Source organism: Microbulbifer litoralis (assembly GCF_023634065.1).
Classification (GTDB): domain Bacteria; phylum Pseudomonadota; class Gammaproteobacteria; order Pseudomonadales; family Cellvibrionaceae; genus Microbulbifer; species Microbulbifer litoralis.
On the sequence record NZ_JALKCV010000008.1, the window covers coordinates 94,463 to 111,256 of the forward strand.

The 16,794-nt window shown below is 61.2% G+C and carries 14 protein-coding genes and 1 riboswitch; of the genes, 2 read left to right on the forward strand and 12 right to left on the reverse strand.

The features are described from left to right. Positions 1–11: 11 nt before the first annotated feature. The 3 genes from MWN76_RS13260 to MWN76_RS13270 form a co-directional block, all read right to left on the reverse strand. Positions 12–773: a TSUP family transporter gene (locus MWN76_RS13260; RefSeq protein ID WP_250461915.1), complete on the reverse strand. Its 762-nt coding sequence runs from the start codon at positions 771–773 to the stop codon at positions 12–14. 215 nt (positions 774–988) lie between these two features. Next, positions 989–1,288 carry a GIY-YIG nuclease family protein gene (locus MWN76_RS13265; protein WP_250461916.1) on the reverse strand — a complete coding sequence of 100 codons (300 nt, stop codon included), beginning with the start codon at positions 1,286–1,288 and terminating at the stop codon, positions 989–991. A 164-nt stretch (positions 1,289–1,452) separates the two neighbouring features. Then, positions 1,453–2,541 carry a PA0069 family radical SAM protein gene (locus MWN76_RS13270; protein WP_250461917.1) on the reverse strand — a complete coding sequence of 363 codons (1,089 nt, stop codon included), beginning with the start codon at positions 2,539–2,541 and terminating at the stop codon, positions 1,453–1,455. 121 nt (positions 2,542–2,662) lie between these two features. Here MWN76_RS13270 and MWN76_RS13275 point away from each other — a divergent pair, with 121 nt between their 5' ends. Both MWN76_RS13275 and MWN76_RS13280 read left to right on the forward strand, forming a co-directional pair. Beyond that, positions 2,663–4,204 (forward strand): FMN-binding glutamate synthase family protein, encoded by a 1,542-nt coding sequence (locus tag MWN76_RS13275; RefSeq protein ID WP_250461918.1) that lies wholly within the window; start codon positions 2,663–2,665, stop codon positions 4,202–4,204. Positions 4,205–4,242: 38 nt separating this feature from the next. Next, positions 4,243–5,484 carry a cation:proton antiporter gene (locus tag MWN76_RS13280; protein WP_250461919.1) on the forward strand — a complete coding sequence of 414 codons (1,242 nt, stop codon included), beginning with the start codon at positions 4,243–4,245 and terminating at the stop codon, positions 5,482–5,484. 7 nt (positions 5,485–5,491) lie between these two features. Here MWN76_RS13280 and MWN76_RS13285 read toward each other — a convergent pair whose 3' ends face one another. From MWN76_RS13285 to MWN76_RS13325, 9 genes are all read right to left on the reverse strand, one after another. Next, entirely contained in the window at positions 5,492–6,046 is a 555-nt protein-coding gene (locus tag MWN76_RS13285; protein ID WP_250461920.1) for a DUF1439 domain-containing protein, read from the reverse strand. Between the two features lie 10 nt (positions 6,047–6,056). Then, positions 6,057–6,593, reverse strand: coding sequence for a superoxide dismutase [Cu-Zn] SodC (gene sodC / locus MWN76_RS13290; RefSeq protein ID WP_250461921.1), 537 nt, complete (start codon positions 6,591–6,593; stop codon positions 6,057–6,059). A 157-nt stretch (positions 6,594–6,750) separates the two neighbouring features. Then, positions 6,751–7,776, reverse strand: a complete 1,026-nt coding sequence (tdh, locus tag MWN76_RS13295) for an L-threonine 3-dehydrogenase (protein ID WP_250461922.1) — start codon at positions 7,774–7,776, stop codon at positions 6,751–6,753. A gap of 137 nt (positions 7,777–7,913) precedes the next feature. After that, on the reverse strand, positions 7,914–9,923 hold the full coding sequence (locus tag MWN76_RS13300) for a pyridoxal phosphate-dependent decarboxylase family protein (RefSeq protein WP_250461923.1): 2,010 nt from the start codon (positions 9,921–9,923) through the stop codon (positions 7,914–7,916). A gap of 395 nt (positions 9,924–10,318) precedes the next feature. Continuing rightward, the gene (gene tdh / locus MWN76_RS13305) at positions 10,319–11,341 is read right to left on the reverse strand and encodes an L-threonine 3-dehydrogenase (protein WP_250461924.1); all 1,023 of its coding nucleotides are present in this window, start codon (positions 11,339–11,341) and stop codon (positions 10,319–10,321) included. Between the two features lie 139 nt (positions 11,342–11,480). Further along, positions 11,481–12,680 carry a glycine C-acetyltransferase gene (gene kbl / locus MWN76_RS13310; protein WP_250461925.1) on the reverse strand — a complete coding sequence of 400 codons (1,200 nt, stop codon included), beginning with the start codon at positions 12,678–12,680 and terminating at the stop codon, positions 11,481–11,483. A 122-nt stretch (positions 12,681–12,802) separates the two neighbouring features. After that, on the reverse strand, positions 12,803–13,018 hold the full coding sequence (locus tag MWN76_RS13315; RefSeq protein ID WP_250461926.1) for a hypothetical protein: 216 nt from the start codon (positions 13,016–13,018) through the stop codon (positions 12,803–12,805). 57 nt (positions 13,019–13,075) lie between these two features. Then, a riboswitch (SAM-I-IV-variant riboswitch) is annotated at positions 13,076–13,204 on the reverse strand. 84 nt (positions 13,205–13,288) lie between these two features. Beyond that, positions 13,289–14,722 (reverse strand): aldehyde dehydrogenase family protein, encoded by a 1,434-nt coding sequence (locus MWN76_RS13320; RefSeq protein WP_250461927.1) that lies wholly within the window; start codon positions 14,720–14,722, stop codon positions 13,289–13,291. Positions 14,723–14,854: 132 nt separating this feature from the next. Then, positions 14,855–16,465: a 5-guanidino-2-oxopentanoate decarboxylase gene (locus MWN76_RS13325; protein WP_250461928.1), complete on the reverse strand. Its 1,611-nt coding sequence runs from the start codon at positions 16,463–16,465 to the stop codon at positions 14,855–14,857. Between the last annotated feature and the right edge of the window lie 329 nt (positions 16,466–16,794).

Sequence of the window (16,794 nt, forward strand, 5' to 3'; positions counted from 1 at the left end):
TGAACTGTTACCTAACTTTGCGAGCGGCCCACTAGTTGGCCCAGCGACATCAGTATGCACATGGTGATCACCAGCGGGCGTATCAGCCGCGTGCCGCCGGCCAGCATGGTATGGCTGCCGATAGTGGCGCCCAGCACCTGGCCCAGCATCATGGTGGCGCCAACGGCCCACACCACCTTGCCGCCGGCGGCGAACAGCGCCAGCGAGACCACGTTGGTGGTGAAGTTCAGCAGCTTGGCGCGGATGGTGGCCGCCAGTAGCGTCTGCCCGCGGAACGCCACTCCAGAAGCGGCGAAAAAGGTGCCGGTACCCGGGCCGAACACGCCGTCGTAAAAACCCACCGCCGGCACACTGGTCAGTGCCCACTGTTTCTCGGTCTGTTTCGCCGGGCGCTCCGCAGAGCCCATATTCGGTGTCAACCATACGTAGAGTGCGACGCACAACAACAGCAGCGGAATCACCCAGTTGAGCCAGCCGGTGTCGATGCGCTGCACCAGCCAGGTACCCGCGGCCGCGCCCACAGCAGCGGCGACCACCGGCAGTATCAACGCGCGGCCGCGCAGGTGGCCCCTGGCAAACAGCGTTGCGGAGGCGGTCATGGTTCCGATCACGGCCTGGCTCTTGTTGGTCGCCAGCGCGCTGACCGGCGGCATGCCGGCGAGCAGCAGGGCGGGCAGGGTGATCAGCCCGCCGCCGCCCGCCAGTGTATCGATCCAGCCCGCCAGCATGGCGACGGCAAAGAAAATCAGCAGCAGGGTGATGGTCAGGTCCATTGTGTACAACTCCGGCGGGGTAGGGAGGGCGGCTATTCTGCCCGAGTCGCGGGCAAAAAACACCGGTGTTCGCGCCGCCCTGTCGACCTGTGGAATATCGGGCAAGTATCCCGAAGTTATCCGCTACCGGTGGCATTGCCGGGGATGCAGAATGGCGTGGTCGAAGGTATCCACAGGGACCCGGATTCTTTGGCGCACCGGATTTTCAATCCATCCTATTCTTGCGGCCCTGTGTCCTCTGCCGGCAATCCCCCCAACCCCAAGCTGCCGGCAACCAGGGCCTCCTTTTTTTGCCGCGGCCATTTCTTGATCTGCAGTTCCAGTTTCAGCGCCTGTGATTTGTCCGCGACGGGCTGCTGGAATGCCAGTGTCAGCGGGCCGCGCCCGCGCAGGGCCTTGGCCGCTTTGGGGCCGCCGCTGCGGTGCTCTTCGAGCCGCCGTTCCACATCGCGGGTGATGCCGGTATACAGGGTTCCGCGCGCGGTGCGGATCAGGTACACAAACCAATTGCTCACATTCAGTTTCCGCTGTTGTTCGATTGCCATTTTCCGCGAAAGGGAGGCGATTGAAAACCGGTGTGATGGTTGGCGGAGTCGGGGGCCTGCACGCTGCGCACCCTGCGACAAGGGGGCTTGATAATCAGGGTGGGTAGGGTGCGCCGTGCGCACCGGTATCGCGCCTAAAACAGCGACTGCTGGTCGCCGGACTGCGGTGGCGGTTGAAAGCGGCCGCAGTCCAGTGACAGCCTGCGCCGGTTCAGCCCCAGCTTCCGGATCGCCACGCGGAAGCGCCGTTGCAGCAGTTGGGCGAAAACACCGGTGCCGACCTGGCGCTGGGAGAAGTCGCTGTCGTAATCGCGCCCGCCGCGGCTCTGCTGCACCAGGCTCATGACGTGGGCGGCGCGCGCGGGGTAGTGTTCGGCCAGCCACTGGCGGAACAGCGGCGCCACCTCGTGGGGCAGGCGCAGCAGGATATAGTTGGCCTGCCGGACCCCGGTTTCCTTTGCCGCTTCCAGGATGGATTCCAGTTCGCTGTCGTTCAGGGCGGGGATCATCGGTGCCGCCAGCACAGCGGTGGGGACACCGGCCGCGCCCAGGGCCTCGAGCACCCGCAACCGCGCCGCCGGTCCGGCAGTGCGCGGTTCCAGCCTTCTTTTCAGTTCGTTGTCGAGCGTGGTCACGCTGATCGCAACCTGCGCCAGGTTGTCCTGTGCCATCTCTGCCAGCAGCGGCAGGTCGCGCAGTATCAGCTGGCTCTTGGTGACGATGGTTACCGGCTGCTTGAAACGCTGCATGGTTTCCAGTAATTCGCGGGTGATGCGTTTTTCCTTTTCCAGCGGCTGGTAGGGATCGGTGTTGGTGCCCATGGCGATGGGGCTGCACTGGTAATTGCGTTTGCGCAGCGCCTTTTCCAGCAGGGTGGTGGCGTCCGGCTTGAAAAATATCTTGCTCTCGAAATCCAGGCCGGGGGACAGGTCCATATAGGCGTGGCTGGGGCGGGCGTAGCAGTAAATGCAGCCATTCTCGCATCCTCGATAAGGATTGATCGACTGGCTGAACGGCAGGTCCGGCGAGCGGTTGCTGGCGATGATGGTCTTGGCCTTCTCGGCGATGGCCTCGGTCAGCAGCCGCTCGACGGGTTCGGCCTCCTGCTGCCAGCCGTCGCTCTCCCGCGTGCTTACCTGCGGCACGAAACGGCCGGCCAGATTACTGGCGGCGCCGCGGCCCTTGTGTCTGCGGGCGGGGTTGTCGGGGGCTTCGTTGGCCAAGGTCTGTTCCGGTGTTGGCAGGGTGCTGTATATGCATACAGTTTACAGGTCCGGTGTCGGGCTGTGCAAGGCGGCTTCCCAGCGCATACAATGTGGGGCAATTGCAGTCGGAGATCAGACCATGGATTTGGAGGCAGTGGCCGCGATCCGCAATTTTGCGGTACATGTGCTGCAGGTATTTGCACTGTTGTTTGCCTTTGCGCTGGTGCTGTTGGTGCTCTATGTGCTCTACCTCTACCTGTCGGATGTCAGCCAGACCCGGCAGGCCATCCGGCGCAACTTCCCGGTATTGGGACGCTTCCGCTACCAGTTCGAGCACCTGGGGGAGTTCTTCCGGCAGTATTTCTTCGCCCTGGACCGGGAGGAGATGCCGTTCAACCGCGCCCAGCGCAGCTGGGTCTACCGCGCGGCCAAGAATGTGGATTCGACCCTGGCTTTCGGTTCCACCCGGCCGTTGAACCAGCCCGGGGACGTGCTGTTCCTGAACCATCCGTTCCCGACCATGGAGGAGGACGCGGTGCCGCCACAGGAGGTCACCATCGGCGGTGCTTATGTTCGGGAGCCCTACACCACCAGTGCCATCTTCAATATTTCCGGCATGAGCTTTGGCGCTCTCTCCGTGCCGGCGGTAACGGCACTCTCCAACGGCGCGCGCAAGGCCGGCATCTGGCTGAATACCGGCGAGGGCGGGCTCTCCTCCCACCACCTGTCCGGCGGCTGCGACATCGTGTTCCAGATAGGCACCGCCAACTACGGTGTGCGCGATCTCGACGGCCGGCTGTCGGATGACAAGCTGCGGGAGGTGGCCGCGCGCCCGCAGGTGAAAATGTTCGAACTGAAACTCTCCCAGGGGGCCAAGCCCGGCAAGGGCGGCATACTGCCCGCCATCAAGGTCACCGAGGAGATCGCCCGCGTGCGGGGCATTCCGGCGGGGCAGGATTCCATCAGTCCCAATGGCCACCCGGAGTTCCACACCGTCGAGGGACTGCTGGATATGCTGCACCATATCCGCACCCTCACCGGCAAGCCCACCGGATTCAAAACGGTGGTCGGCTCCAGCGACTGGTTGCACGAGCTGTGTGAAATCGTGCAGATGCGCGGGCTCGAATACGCGCCGGATTTCATCACCATCGACAGTGCCGACGGCGGCAGCGGCGCGGCACCGCAGAGCCTGATGGACTATATGGGGCTGCCCATCAGCCGCAGCCTGCCGCTGGTGATGGACCTGCTGGACCAGTACGGCCTGCGCCAACGGGTCAAGGTGATTTGTGCCGGCAAGCTGCTGACGCCGTCGATGGTGGCCTGGGCCCTGGCGATGGGGGCGGATTTCGTCAACTGCGGGCGCGGCTTCATGTTTGCGCTCGGCTGTATCCAGGCGATGCAGTGCAACAGGAATACCTGTCCCACCGGGGTGACCACCCACAACCCGGATCTGCAGCAGGGCCTGGATCCTGTCGACAAGGCCGAGCGGGTCTACAACTACGCGCGCAACCTGGCCTATGAAGTGGGCACCATTGCGCATTCCTGCGGCGTGCCCGAACCCCGGCTACTGCGCCGCCACCATGTGGAAGTGATCAACGAGCGCGGTATGGCGGTACCGCTCAGCGAGCTGGTGCCGGAGGTGAAGCCCAGGGCGATGATCGCCACGGACCGGGGCGATTGAACAGGGCGCAGACATTTCGGTAACGCGGGAGGCGGAAGATGGAGACGGTAACCACGCTGGTGGGGCAGGGCCTGTATATGGCGATGGCGGCGGTGGTGGGCCTGGCGCTGGCCCGTGTGCTGCGCACCGACAATACGCTGGGCTGCCTGATTGCCGGGGTACTGGCCGGTGTGTTGTTGCCGCTCATCGACTACGACACCAGCCTGCGCGCCGACAACCTGCACCAGCTGGTGTTTTTCGTGATCCTGCCGATCCTGATTTTCGAGGCCGCCTGGCAGATAGAACCGCGCGCCCTGAAGCGCTGGCTGGGCCCGCTGCTGCTGTTCTCCACGCTCGGGGTGGCGATCTGTGCGCTGCTGATCGCGCTGATCTGCTACTACGGCATGGACGACATCGACGGCTTTCCCTGGATTGCCGCGCTGCTGACCGGGGCCATACTGGCGGCCACGGACCCGACCGCGATAGTGACGCGCCTGCGTCGGGGGTCCGCCGATGAGGAACTGCTGACCCTGGTGGAGGGCGAGAGCCTGTTCAACGATGCCGCCGCGATAGTGCTGTTTTCACTGGTCCTGGGTGTGGCCAGCCACAGTGTCATGGAGGGGGCGGTCAGCACCGGCGAACCGCTGTCGGGCGCCGGCAATATCGCCCTGTACTTCGCCGTGGCACTGTTCGGCGGCGCGGCGGTGGGCCTGTTCTGCGGGCTGGTCACCGCCATTGTGGCGCTGTTCCTGGGGTCCGCCGGCGCGGCACTGGTGGCCCTGGTGCTGGCGGCCTTCGGCACTTTTTACCTGGCGGAGCACGTGGTGCATGTCTCCGGGATTATCGCCGTTCTGGTCTGCGCAATCGTTGCGCGGGCCTGCCTGCGCGAACAGCGGGAAACCTTTCTCGCCCACGCCGGACCCACCTGGGAATGGCTGGGGCTGCTGTCCCGGGCGCTGGTCTTTGTGATCATGGGGCTGACGATCACGCTGCCGATGTTCAGCCAGCAATGGCTGGCGATGCTGATCGCCATCGCCGCCGCGATCGGGGCGCGGGCGTTGTCGATTTTCCTACTGGCGCCGCTGGCCCGCTTTGTCGGCCCACCGATCTCGAAGCCCTGGCGGTTGTTGCTGGGGTGGGGTGGCCTGCGCGGAGTGATCGCGGTGGCGCTGGTGCTGTCCCTGCCATCGGAACTGCCCTACTGGTTTGCCGTGCAGTCGATGGTGTTCGGCGTTGTGCTCTTTTCGCTACTGGTGCAGGGCACCAGCAGCGCCTGGCTGATCCGCAAAATGCACCTGTGACCCGCAGTCAGAGCCCCATGGTGACAACCAGCTCGTTGCCGTCCACGGCGACATCTTTCAGCACCAGCTTCGCCGCAGCCTGTTTCACATCGCCGGTTTTCAACCGGTAAATCGGGTGGTCGGCGTAGTACTCGGCCAGGGCTGTCTCGAGCACGGCGCGGACCTGGGCAGTGCGCTCCTCCGGCAGGCCGGCAATGGACAACTGCTCGATCTTCGGTGCGGCCAGGAAGAACTGGCCCTTGGCCGCCGCGTAGCGCAGGCTGCCGGAGGCGTCGACGGTGCCGTGCAACACCCGGTCCTCCGCGCCGCCCCTGATGCGCACGCGAATATCCAGCCCCGCGGCAATCCGGCCGCTGTCTTCCCGCAGGTCCACACGCGGGTTTTCCAGTGTCAGCTCGAAAATGTAGAGATAGGTTTTCCGCAGCGGCAGCTTTTCCGCCAGTCGCTGGCGGATCTGCTGTTCGGGAATCCGGATCTCGACAGTCTCGCTGCGGTAGTGCAGATAGCCGGCGACGGCCAGCAGCGTGATGCAGAGTGCCAGTAGTGCTGCCAGCCTGCCCATGGTTGGGGTGCTATTTGTCCGGATTCCCGATAACGCCGCAGGCCACGCGTGTGCCGCCACCGCCCAGCGGTTTGGGAGTGTCGGAATAGTTGTCGCCACCGGCGTGGATCATCAGCGCGCGCCCCTGGAGGTCCGACAGTTTCAGGCGCGGCGCCAGCACCGGGCTTTCGGCTGCGCCGCTTTCGCTGAAGAACAGCGCCGGCAGGTCACCCAGGTGCCCGGTCCCCCAGGGGAAACTGTGGCGGCCGGCGGAGTCCGGATCATAGTGGCCGCCCGCGCCCAGCGCCGGCACCATCTTGCCGTCTTTCTCCTTCGGCTCGCAGCTGGGATTGGTATGCACGTGGAAGCCGTGCAGTCCCGGCGACAGTCCCTTGAGCATCGGCGTAAACACGACGCCGTAGCGGTTCTGGGAGGCCACCACCTTGCCGATGGATTTGCCCACGCCATTCTTGTCGACGGCGTGCATTTCGATGGTCACATCGGCCTGGGCTAAACCGGCCAGCAACAGGGCGGCGGTGCCCAGCAGCAGTCGGGGTTTCAGTGACATGCTCGACTCCTAGGCGCCTCGGTGGCGCATATCTTTGCGTTTGCAGCACTTGCTCAAGAGTCTAGAACCGATTGCTTGAAACTGCGCAGTCGTGTCGGGAACGTCGGGTCACTAAGGAAAGAGGCTGGCGCACCGGGGACGGTGCGCGCCAATGGGTTTACTGCCAGTTCAGAATCACCTTGCCGGACTGGCCGGAACCCATGGTGTCGAATCCCTGCTGGAACTCGTCGACCGGGAACTGGTGGGTGATCATCGGCGTCAGGTCCAGGCCGGACTGGATCAGGCTGGCCATCTTGTACCAGGTCTCGAACATCTCGCGGCCGTAGACACCTTTCAGGATCAGGCCCTTGAAGATGAACTGGCCCCAGTCGATGGCCATCTCGCCGGCGGGGATGCCGAGCATGGCGATCTTGCCGCCGTGGTTCATCGCGTCGAGCATGGAGCGGAAGGCGGAGGGTACGCCGGACATCTCCAGGCCCACGTCGAAGCCCTCGGTCATGCCGATTTCATTCATGACTTCCGGCAGCGCCTCTTTGCCGACGTTGACGGTGCGTGTCGCGCCCATCTTTTTCGCCAGGTCCAGGCGGTAGTCGTTGATATCGGTGATCACCACGTGCCGCGCGCCGACATGGCGGGCCACCGCCGCGGCCATGATACCGATGGGGCCGGCACCGGTGATCAGCACATCCTCGCCCACCAGGTCGAAGGACAGCGCCGTGTGCACGGCGTTGCCGAAGGGGTCGAAAATGGAGGCCAGTTCGTCGGAGATATTGTCCGGGATCTTGAAGGCGTTCAGGGCCGGGATCACCAGGTACTCGGCGAAGGCGCCGGGGCGGTCCACGCCCACGCCGTAGGTATTGCGGCACAGGTGGCGGCGGCCGGCGCGGCAGTTGCGGCAGTGGCCGCAGGTGATATGGCCCTCACCGGAGACGCGGTCGCCGATCTCGAAGCCGGCCACTTCCTGGCCCATGCCGACCACTTCACCCACGTATTCATGGCCCACCACCATGGGTACCGGAATGGTTTTCTGCGACCACTCATCCCAATTGTAGATGTGCATGTCGGTGCCGCAGATGGCGGTTTTATGTATCCTGATCAGCAGATCATTTGTACTAATCTCCGGTGGAGACTCTTGAATCATCCAGATCCCCGGGTCAGGCTTTAGCTTGGCGAGAGCTTTCATGGATAACTTTGACTCCTTTCTGAGGTCGAATAATAAGTTTTAATTTATGGGGGTTTTTATTTGTTTAAAATAATGGCTGTTTTTTTCAAGGTTTTTAAGTTTTTTATTAGTCCATGGCCTATATTTTATTGCTAACGCTATAAAAGGTGCGCAAAAGATGGGTCTTTGATGATAGGTTTTTGGTGTTTGTAAAAATTTACAAGGAAATCATTCAGTTTCAGGGGTTGGGTGATTTTCTGGTTGGCGTAATATTTTTGTAAAATATTAGACGCTTCCTTGATAAAGGTTTCTGGTTTTATGGACTTATAGATACTTTTGATATCCTCGGCTGAATCGATAGCTGATGTGGCGTCGGTGAGCGGTGAGGTAATATGGGCTTTGAGTGCTATAAGATTATTGACGGAGATTTTTCCTTCATATAATTGTGTGGGGCCTTCTATTTTGTGAGGAGACAATTGAGTCACGTTTTCTTTCAGGGAAAGTTTTTCAAGAGAATTATATATACATTTATTAATAGCGCTGATGGCTATTGAGATGTAGTCGTTGTCGTGCACTTCGTTGTCAATGATGTCATTTTTATTTAGCCAGTAGGGAAGTGCTGTAAAAATGGTTATTGTGCCCGGGTCTTCAATATTGGTTATTTGAAAAAGTTTCAGTGTTTTGTTTTTGTGGTTGCAATATTCCTTCGGTTTCTCTGGTTTTTCACTGGAGTAAGATCCAGGTTTTTCTTGCTCCAGATTGGTGCTCTGAGTTAGTGCGTGGCAGAGGGTTCTTCTGGACTCAGTAAGGGAGAATAGTATTTTCTGAATGCCTTTGATTCCAAATGTGTGGAGGTTGCTCAGTGCAGAAAGAATCCCGGAGGAGCTTCGAGTTGTCTCCAGGCTATAATTGCATGGATGATAATCTCCCTCCTCAAATAGGAAATGCGCGTCTGAGCCAGCGCTTCCAGTGATTAGCTTTAGATCATCATCGGATTCGGGCGAGCATGCGGTTAGTTTGTTTTTGTTCGAGAATAGGATGAGGCTGGAGGATATTGGAGTATAACCAGTCTTGTGGAAGTCCAGTCCTGCTGAATCAAAAAGGGCGATGAAGTGAATTTTTTGCGCAATCCTGTGAAGGTCCAAAGTGGCTTCTTGTGAGGGCCTGGACTTCCCTGAGCCTGTCATCTCTGAAGTGTTAAGAGCGCACCATGGCCATCCGACTACGGCGTCAGCGTGAAGGTGCGGGGCATAATTGAGAGAATGGTCCTCGATAAACTGATCTCTTATATTTCTAATTTCATGAAGATTGTCCAATATGAAGCCGGATGTGGTCCCAGCGGTAGCAATGATTCCAGCTGTGTTGGGGCGACTCTCTAGTATTTTTACCGATCTCTCAGGGAAAGAACTTTTGATGATTTCTGTTGCTTTTCCTGTTATCGAGCTGTTTAGTGCCTCTCTGAGGATCTGCGTGTTGAGACTGCCATCGGCATGGGTGGGCACTGAAATCACCGAGTCAGATCCCAGACCCAGCCAGGAAGAACAGGTTTTTACTGAGTAGTGAGCTGCTTGGCTGGTAAATACAACTAGTTTTGCACCGTGGAGGCCGCGAGCCATGGAGCCATCAGGGGTAGATCTGGCTAATTGGCTTTCCGGTCCTTGCCTCAGGGCTTTTTCAATTCCAACTCTTAAAGCATAGAGCAGGGTTCCGGTGCCACCAAAAGTAGATATTCCGGAGGCTCTTTCGGGGCAGAATCCGATTATTTCCGCAGCGTAGCGAACAAGTAATTTCTCTGCTCGAGACAGCTCGTAGCAAAAGCTTTCCGAAACCATATTTGAGTTGGCGATGTTGGCGATAAGGGCCGCGGTAATGGCGCTGGTACTGGCGCCTGCCGTAATATTCTTCAGGTTTTTTGGATGTCCCCATATTGGGGAGTTGTGAAGATAATGTAGACACTTTTCAATTGAGGATGTGATGTTTTGTGGGGCCAGGTTTAGTGAGTTTGGGAATGGGTCATAGTCTTGAAATTGATATCTGGATCCTTCTGACGCTAAATCTGACAGAGATTTCAAGGACTTTTCAATGGAGTTTTTCAGGAGACTGGCTTCATTTTCATGAAGTCCAGGAAAGTTTTCCAGTATGAATCCGGTATCTCTTTTCTCTCTCATTGTCTGTAAACTTCTGTTGGATGTTGATTTATAGGTTTTATTTTTATGGGAAGATCTATTTTCTTTGTTGTGCTATTGGTTGATGGGTGAAATGGATTTAATATTTTTGGTTCGGCTTAGGCTTAGGTTGAGGCAATTGTTTCTCATGGTATGTGTAGGTTGAAACTGTAAAATCTAACAGTCGGAAAAAATACAGGGAGGTATAAGGTGGATGGGATTCTGAATGAATGGTTTTGATATGTGTTGAGAGTGGGATCTGTCTTGGGTTGGAGATTTTATGGTGGGATTTTGTCAGGGATAATGTGGTGGTCTCGGTGGGATAAAACGGCGTGAAGGTGTGGAGGACCGTTGTGCACTGCGGATGATTCACAGTGCACTTCGGGGTTGGAATAGGTTTACCAGTTCAGAATCACCTTGCCGGACTGGCCGGAACCCATGGTGTCGAATCCCTGCTGGAATTCGTCGACCGGGAACTGGTGGGTGATCATCGGCGTCAGGTCCAGGCCGGACTGGATCAGGCTGGCCATCTTGTACCAGGTCTCGAACATCTCGCGGCCGTAGACACCTTTCAGGATCAGGCCCTTGAAGATGAACTGGCCCCAGTCGATGGCCATCTCGCCGGCGGGGATGCCGAGCATGGCGATCTTGCCGCCGTGGTTCATCGCGTCGAGCATGGAGCGGAAGGCGGAGGGTACGCCGGACATCTCCAGGCCCACGTCGAAGCCCTCGGTCATGCCGATTTCATTCATGACTTCCGGCAGCGCCTCTTTGCCGACGTTGACGGTGCGTGTCGCGCCCATCTTTTTCGCCAGGTCCAGGCGGTAGTCGTTGATATCGGTGATCACCACGTGCCGCGCGCCGACATGGCGGGCCACCGCCGCGGCCATGATACCGATGGGGCCGGCACCGGTGATCAGCACATCCTCGCCCACCAGGTCGAAGGACAGCGCCGTGTGCACGGCGTTGCCGAAGGGGTCGAAAATGGAGGCCAGTTCGTCGGAGATATTGTCCGGGATCTTGAAGGCGTTCAGGGCCGGGATCACCAGGTACTCGGCGAAGGCGCCGGGGCGGTCCACGCCCACGCCGTAGGTATTGCGGCACAGGTGGCGGCGGCCGGCGCGGCAGTTGCGGCAGTGGCCGCAGGTGATATGGCCCTCACCGGAGACGCGGTCGCCGATCTCGAAGCCGGCCACTTCCTGGCCCATGCCGACCACTTCACCCACGTATTCATGGCCCACCACCATGGGTACCGGAATGGTTTTCTGCGACCACTCATCCCAATTGTAGATGTGCATGTCGGTGCCGCAGATGGCGGTCTTGCGGATCCGGATCAGCAGGTCGTTGTGGCCGGGCTCCGGTGCGTCCACGTCGGTGAGCCAGATGCCGGGTTCGGATTTCAGTTTGGAGAGTGCTTTCATAGGGATTCCTGATGCTGGCTGGCACCGAGCCAGTCTCGGAACTGGATACCGGCCTGCGCCGGTATGACGACAGAAATATTTCCAGTTTCTCGTCATTCCGGCGCAGGCCGGAATCCAGAACCGCGGTGAATGGGGACGATTAAATAATGCTGAGTTCTCTGCCCACTTCGATAAACGCATCGATGCAGCGATCGAGCTGCTCCTTCGTGTGTGCGGCGGACATCTGGGTGCGGATGCGGGCCTGGCCCTTGGGCACCACCGGGTAGAAGAAACCGATCACGTAGATACCGCGCTCGAGCATCTTGTCGGCCATCTGCTGGGCCAGCGCGGCGTCGCCGATCATGACCGGGATGATCGGGTGGTCGGCGCCGGCCAGGTCGAAGCCGGCCCCGGACATGCGCTTGCGGAAATAGGCGGAATTCTCGCGCAGTTGTTCCCGCAGCTCGCCGCCCTCCATCAGCATGTCGAGCACTTTCAGTGAGGCGGTGACGATCGCCGGCGCGACGGAGTTGGAGAACAGGTAGGGGCGCGAGCGCTGGCGCAGCAGGTCGACAATTTCCCGGCGCCCGGAGGTATAACCGCCGGAGGCGCCGCCCAGGGCCTTACCCAGGGTGCCGGTGATGATATCGATGCGGTCGATCACGTCGCAGTATTCGTGCGTGCCGCGGCCGTGCTGGCCGAGGAAGCCCACTGCGTGGGAATCGTCCACCATTACCAGCGCGTCGTACTTGTCGGCCAGGTCGCACAGGGTTTTCAGGTCGGCGATCACGCCGTCCATGGAAAAGACACCGTCGGTGGCGATCAGCTTGGTCCTGGCTCCCGCTGCGTCTGCGGCCTGCAGCTGCTTCTTCAGGTCCGCCATGTCGTTGTTGGCGTAGCGGAAGCGCCTGGCCTTGCACAGGCGTACGCCGTCGATGATGGAGGCGTGGTTCAGGGCGTCGGAGATGATGGCGTCGTCCGGGCCCAGCAGCGTTTCGAACAGGCCGCCGTTGGCGTCGAAACAGGAGGTGTACAGGATGGTGTCTTCCGTGTGCAGGAATTCCGACAGGCGCGATTCCAGTGCCTTGTGGATGTCCTGGGTGCCGCAGATAAAGCGCACCGATGCCATGCCGAAGCCGTACTGGTCGAGGCCGTCTTTGGCCGCCCGGATCAGGTCCGGGTGGTTGGCCAGGCCCAGGTAGTTGTTGGCGCAGAAGTTGAGCACCTGGTCGTCGTCGTTGACCCGGATCTCGGCCGCCTGCTGCGAGGTGATGATGCGCTCGCGCTTGTAGAGGCCGTCGGCGTCGATCTGTTTCAGTTCGTCGCGCAGGTGCTGGAAGAATTGTTCTCGCTTGGACATGGTGTTGTTGTTGGCTCCTCGATTTGTGCTTGTGGCACTGATGGGCACGCTCCGCTTTGCCCATCCTACGGTGTGTATCATTGTAGGATGGGCAAAGGAGCGAAGCGACGTGCCCATCAATTTTATCCCGCCAGTTCGCAGGCCTTGTGGGCCGTTATGGGCTGATCGCTGGCTCGGCAACTGGTGGCGAATTCTAAAGCCTCCTCCGCACTTTGGAACAGTAGTTGCCACAGCAATTGCCGGTCGGCCCGTCGCACGGCACGTACGGCGGTCTTGCAGCGCTGGTTGGCAATCTCGATCTCGATAACGTCTGAACTGGAAAGTGATGATTCGGACATGGTCCCTCCAAAGGCAATGCATGGAGGGCTGACGTGGAAGAGGCGAATGGCGATTCGCGTATCCGGTTGGATTGCTCGGTTGGAGCCCCATCGCTTCTACGGCGCTGATCAGCGCGGTAGAGAGCAAACCACCTTGCCCCGGTCGGCAGGTTGGCGTTGGCGTCAGCCACTCTCTGGATGTGGGGGCAAAGATAGCGGGGCCGGAATGGCGGGTCAAGCGGGTGCCGCGCGGCAGACGGCGCCACCGCCCGGCGGCGGTGGCGCAGGATTTTATGCCGGCAGCTGCACGGATTTCAGTTCGATAAACTCGTCCAGTCCGGCGTCGCCGAACTCGCGGCCGTTGCCGGAGCGCTTGTAGCCGCCGAAGGGGGCGTCGTAATTGAACTCGCCGCCGTTGACGAAGCACAGGCCGGCCTCGATGCGGCGCACCACCGGCAGGGCGCTGTCCACATCCCTGGCCCAGACGCCGCTGGCGAGGCCGTATTCGGTGTCGTTGGCAATGGCGATGGCCTCGTCCATATCCTTGTATGGGATCAGGCAGGTCACGGGGCCGAAGATCTCTTCGCGGGCGATGGTCATATCGTTGCTGACGTCGGCGAAGACCGTCGGCTTGACGTAGTAGCCCTTGTCATGGCCCTCCGGTACCTCCGCACCGCCGGCCACCAGGCGCGCCCCCTCGGCCACGCCCTTGTCGATATAGCCGCGCACGATATCCCGCTGGCGCGCGGACGACAGCGGGCCCATCAGTGCATCGGAGCCGGTGCCCAGGACCACTTCCTCGGCAAACTGTCGCGCGATCTCCACCGCCTGCTCGTACTTGTCCGCCGGTACCAGCATGCGCGCCAGCGCTGTACAGGTCTGGCCGCTGTTGATGAACACGTCCTCGCAGCCCCAGCGCACGGCCTTCTCCAGGTCCGCGTCCGGGGTGATGATCAGTGGCGACTTGCCGCCCAGTTCCTGGGTCACGCGCTTGACCGTGGGCGCGGCGGCCCTGGCCACTTCCACGCCGGCGCGGGTGGAACCGGTAAAGGACACCATGTCCACCAGCGGGTGCGCGGCCAGCGCCGCGCCCACAACCGGTCCGGCGCCCGGCACCAGGTTGAAGACGCCCGGCGGCAGGCCGGCCTCGTCGATGATTTCCGCCATCACGTAATCCTGCAGCGGCGTGGTCTCGGACGGCTTGGAAATCATGGTGCAGCCGGCGGCCAGTGCCGGCGCCACCTTGCCGACGAACTGGTGCAGCGGGTAGTTCCAGGGGGTGATAAAGCCGCAGACGCCGATCGGCTCGCGGATGATCAGCGAGTGGGCGGCCTTTTCGGTTTTCTCCATCAGCGCGGCGCGCTCGGCGTAATAGCGCATGGCGTAGATGGGGCCGTCCACGTGCAGCCACTTGGTGATGTGGGCGGGGCAGCCGAGCGCCGACGATACCGCCTGGATCAGGTCCTCGCGGCGCTTCTCCATGCCGTCGGCGATGGCGTTGATGAACGCGCTGCGCTCCCCGGCGCTGGTTTTTCCCCAACTGCCGAAAGCGGCGCGGGCGGCGGAGACGGCCACGTCCACATCCTCGGTGGAAGCCTGCACAACCTGGCAGATGACTTCCTCGGTGGCCGGGTTGACCACCGGGTGCATGTCGCCCCGCTGGGAGTCCCGCCACTCGCCGTTGATATAGAGTTTGTCGGTGTGCAGTCTGTTGAAATCTGTCATGGAGTTACTCCAGGTTTTAGTAACGCAGGGGCAGTGGGTCCCCCGCCGTTGTCGTCATTCCGGCGAAGGCCGGAATCCAGGTGCCTCGGAACTGAATACCGGCCTTCGCCGGTATGACGAATCAATGAACTCTTAGCGACCTGGCGCGGCAATCTCGATCAGGGTCGGCGTCTTTCTCCGCAGCGCTTCGGCAACAGCCTGCCCCAGTTGTTCCGGCCTGTCGATGCGGCAGCCCTCGGCACCGAAGGACCTGGCCAGGGCGACAAAATCGGGGGTGCTGAGGTTGACGCCCTCCTGTTCCACCCGGGCTTCATCCATGAAGTCGCGGATCTCGCCGTAGCCGCTGTTGTTCCACACCAGGATCGGCAGCGGCAGCTGTTGTTCCACCGCCGCTGCCAGCTCGCCCAGTGTGAACATCAGGCCGCCGTCGCCGATCAGCGCCAGTACATCGCGATCGCCGGACAGCCGCGCGCCGATGGCGGCGGGCAGGGCAAAGCCCAGGGTGCCGTAGCCGGTGGTACAGGTCAGGTGGCTGCGCGGACTGTAGCAGGGCAGGGCGCAGTTGGTGTTATAGGCCAACTGGGTGGAGTCGGTCACCAGCACGCCGTCCTCCGGCAGTGCCGCGCGCAGTGCCTGGACCCAGGGGTAGCGCTCTTCGGAGCCCGGCCACCATTCCCGGCGGCTGCCGGCGAGCAACTGCGCCACTTCGTCGGCGCTCTCCTGTTGCCGGGAAGCGCTGCCGGCGGGCAGGGCGTCGTCCAGTTGCCGCAGTGTCTCCGCGGCGTCGGCGCAGATGGGTAGGTCGGGTCGGGCGTTGCAGACCAGTTGCGCCGGGTCTATATCCACGCGGATCACCTTGCCCTTGAAGGCGTAGTCGGGCCGCACCAGGTTGCGGTCGGTCTCCGCCAGTTCGGTGCCCACTGCCAGCACCACATCGGCGTTTTCCACCCGCTCGCGCACGCAGTCGAAGCTCAGGTTGGCGCCGCCGCAGAGGGGGTGACGCTCGTCGACGATGCCCTTGGCGGCCAGTGACAGGAATACCGGCGCGGCACTTTTCTCCGCGATCCGGGTGGCGCTGGCGCCGGCCGCCTGGGCGCCGCCGCCGAGCAGGATCACCGGGCGCTCTGCGCCGCGGAGCCATTCGGCGGCGGTGGCGATGGCCGCGCCGCTGGCGGCGGGCGGCCGGGTGCGTGGGCAGGCGCGGTAGTCGTCGAGCTGGCCGGGCATGGGCGCCGGGAACAGGTCGATGGGGATTTCGATGTGCACCGGCCCCGGGCGCCCGGATGTCAGCAGCTGGAAGGCGCGGGCCAGTACTTCCGGCAGCTGCGCGGCGTCGGTGACGCTGTGTTGCCAGATACAGAAACCGCGGCTGGCATCCTGCTGGCGCGGCAGCTCGTGAAGCCGGCCTTGCCCCATACCCAGGTCCTCGCGGCGGTTGACGGCGCTGATCACCAGCATGGGCACAGAATCGGAGTAGGCCTGGGCCATGGCGGTGGCGGCGTTGGTGACACCGGGCCCGGTGATCAGGAAGCAGACGCCGGGCCTGCCGCTGGCGCGGGCGTAGCCGTCCGCCATGAAGGCGGCACCCTGTTCGTGGCGCGGCGTGATATGTTGCAGGCCGCTGCCGGGCAGGCCGCGGTACAGTTCGATGGTGTGCACACCGGGAATGCCGAAAACTTTCTCTACCTGGTATTCGCGCAACAGGCGCATTAACACCTGGGCACATGTGGGCGCTGAAGACATGGTGATTCTTGTTCCTTGCAGTTGGCCTCGAAGTTTCTGGGAGCTGATCGGCACGCCGGGTGTGGTGGCCCTTTGCGGGACACACTGTGAATACATCCCTGTACGCTCGTAATCGACATCCCTGTCTCATACGGTCCCGCAAAGGGCCACCACACCCGGCTCTGTGCCTTCGTCGAACGCCGGAACTCGAGTTGGAAAGTGCGCAGAGCCTAGCGACAGCGCAATTGTGGCGCAAGCGACTGTGGATTCTGCACTTTGGGCGCGGAATTCACCGGATAATTGAGCATGGAACAGGGAGGGAAAGCGGAAAATTGTGCGGATTGGGAAAA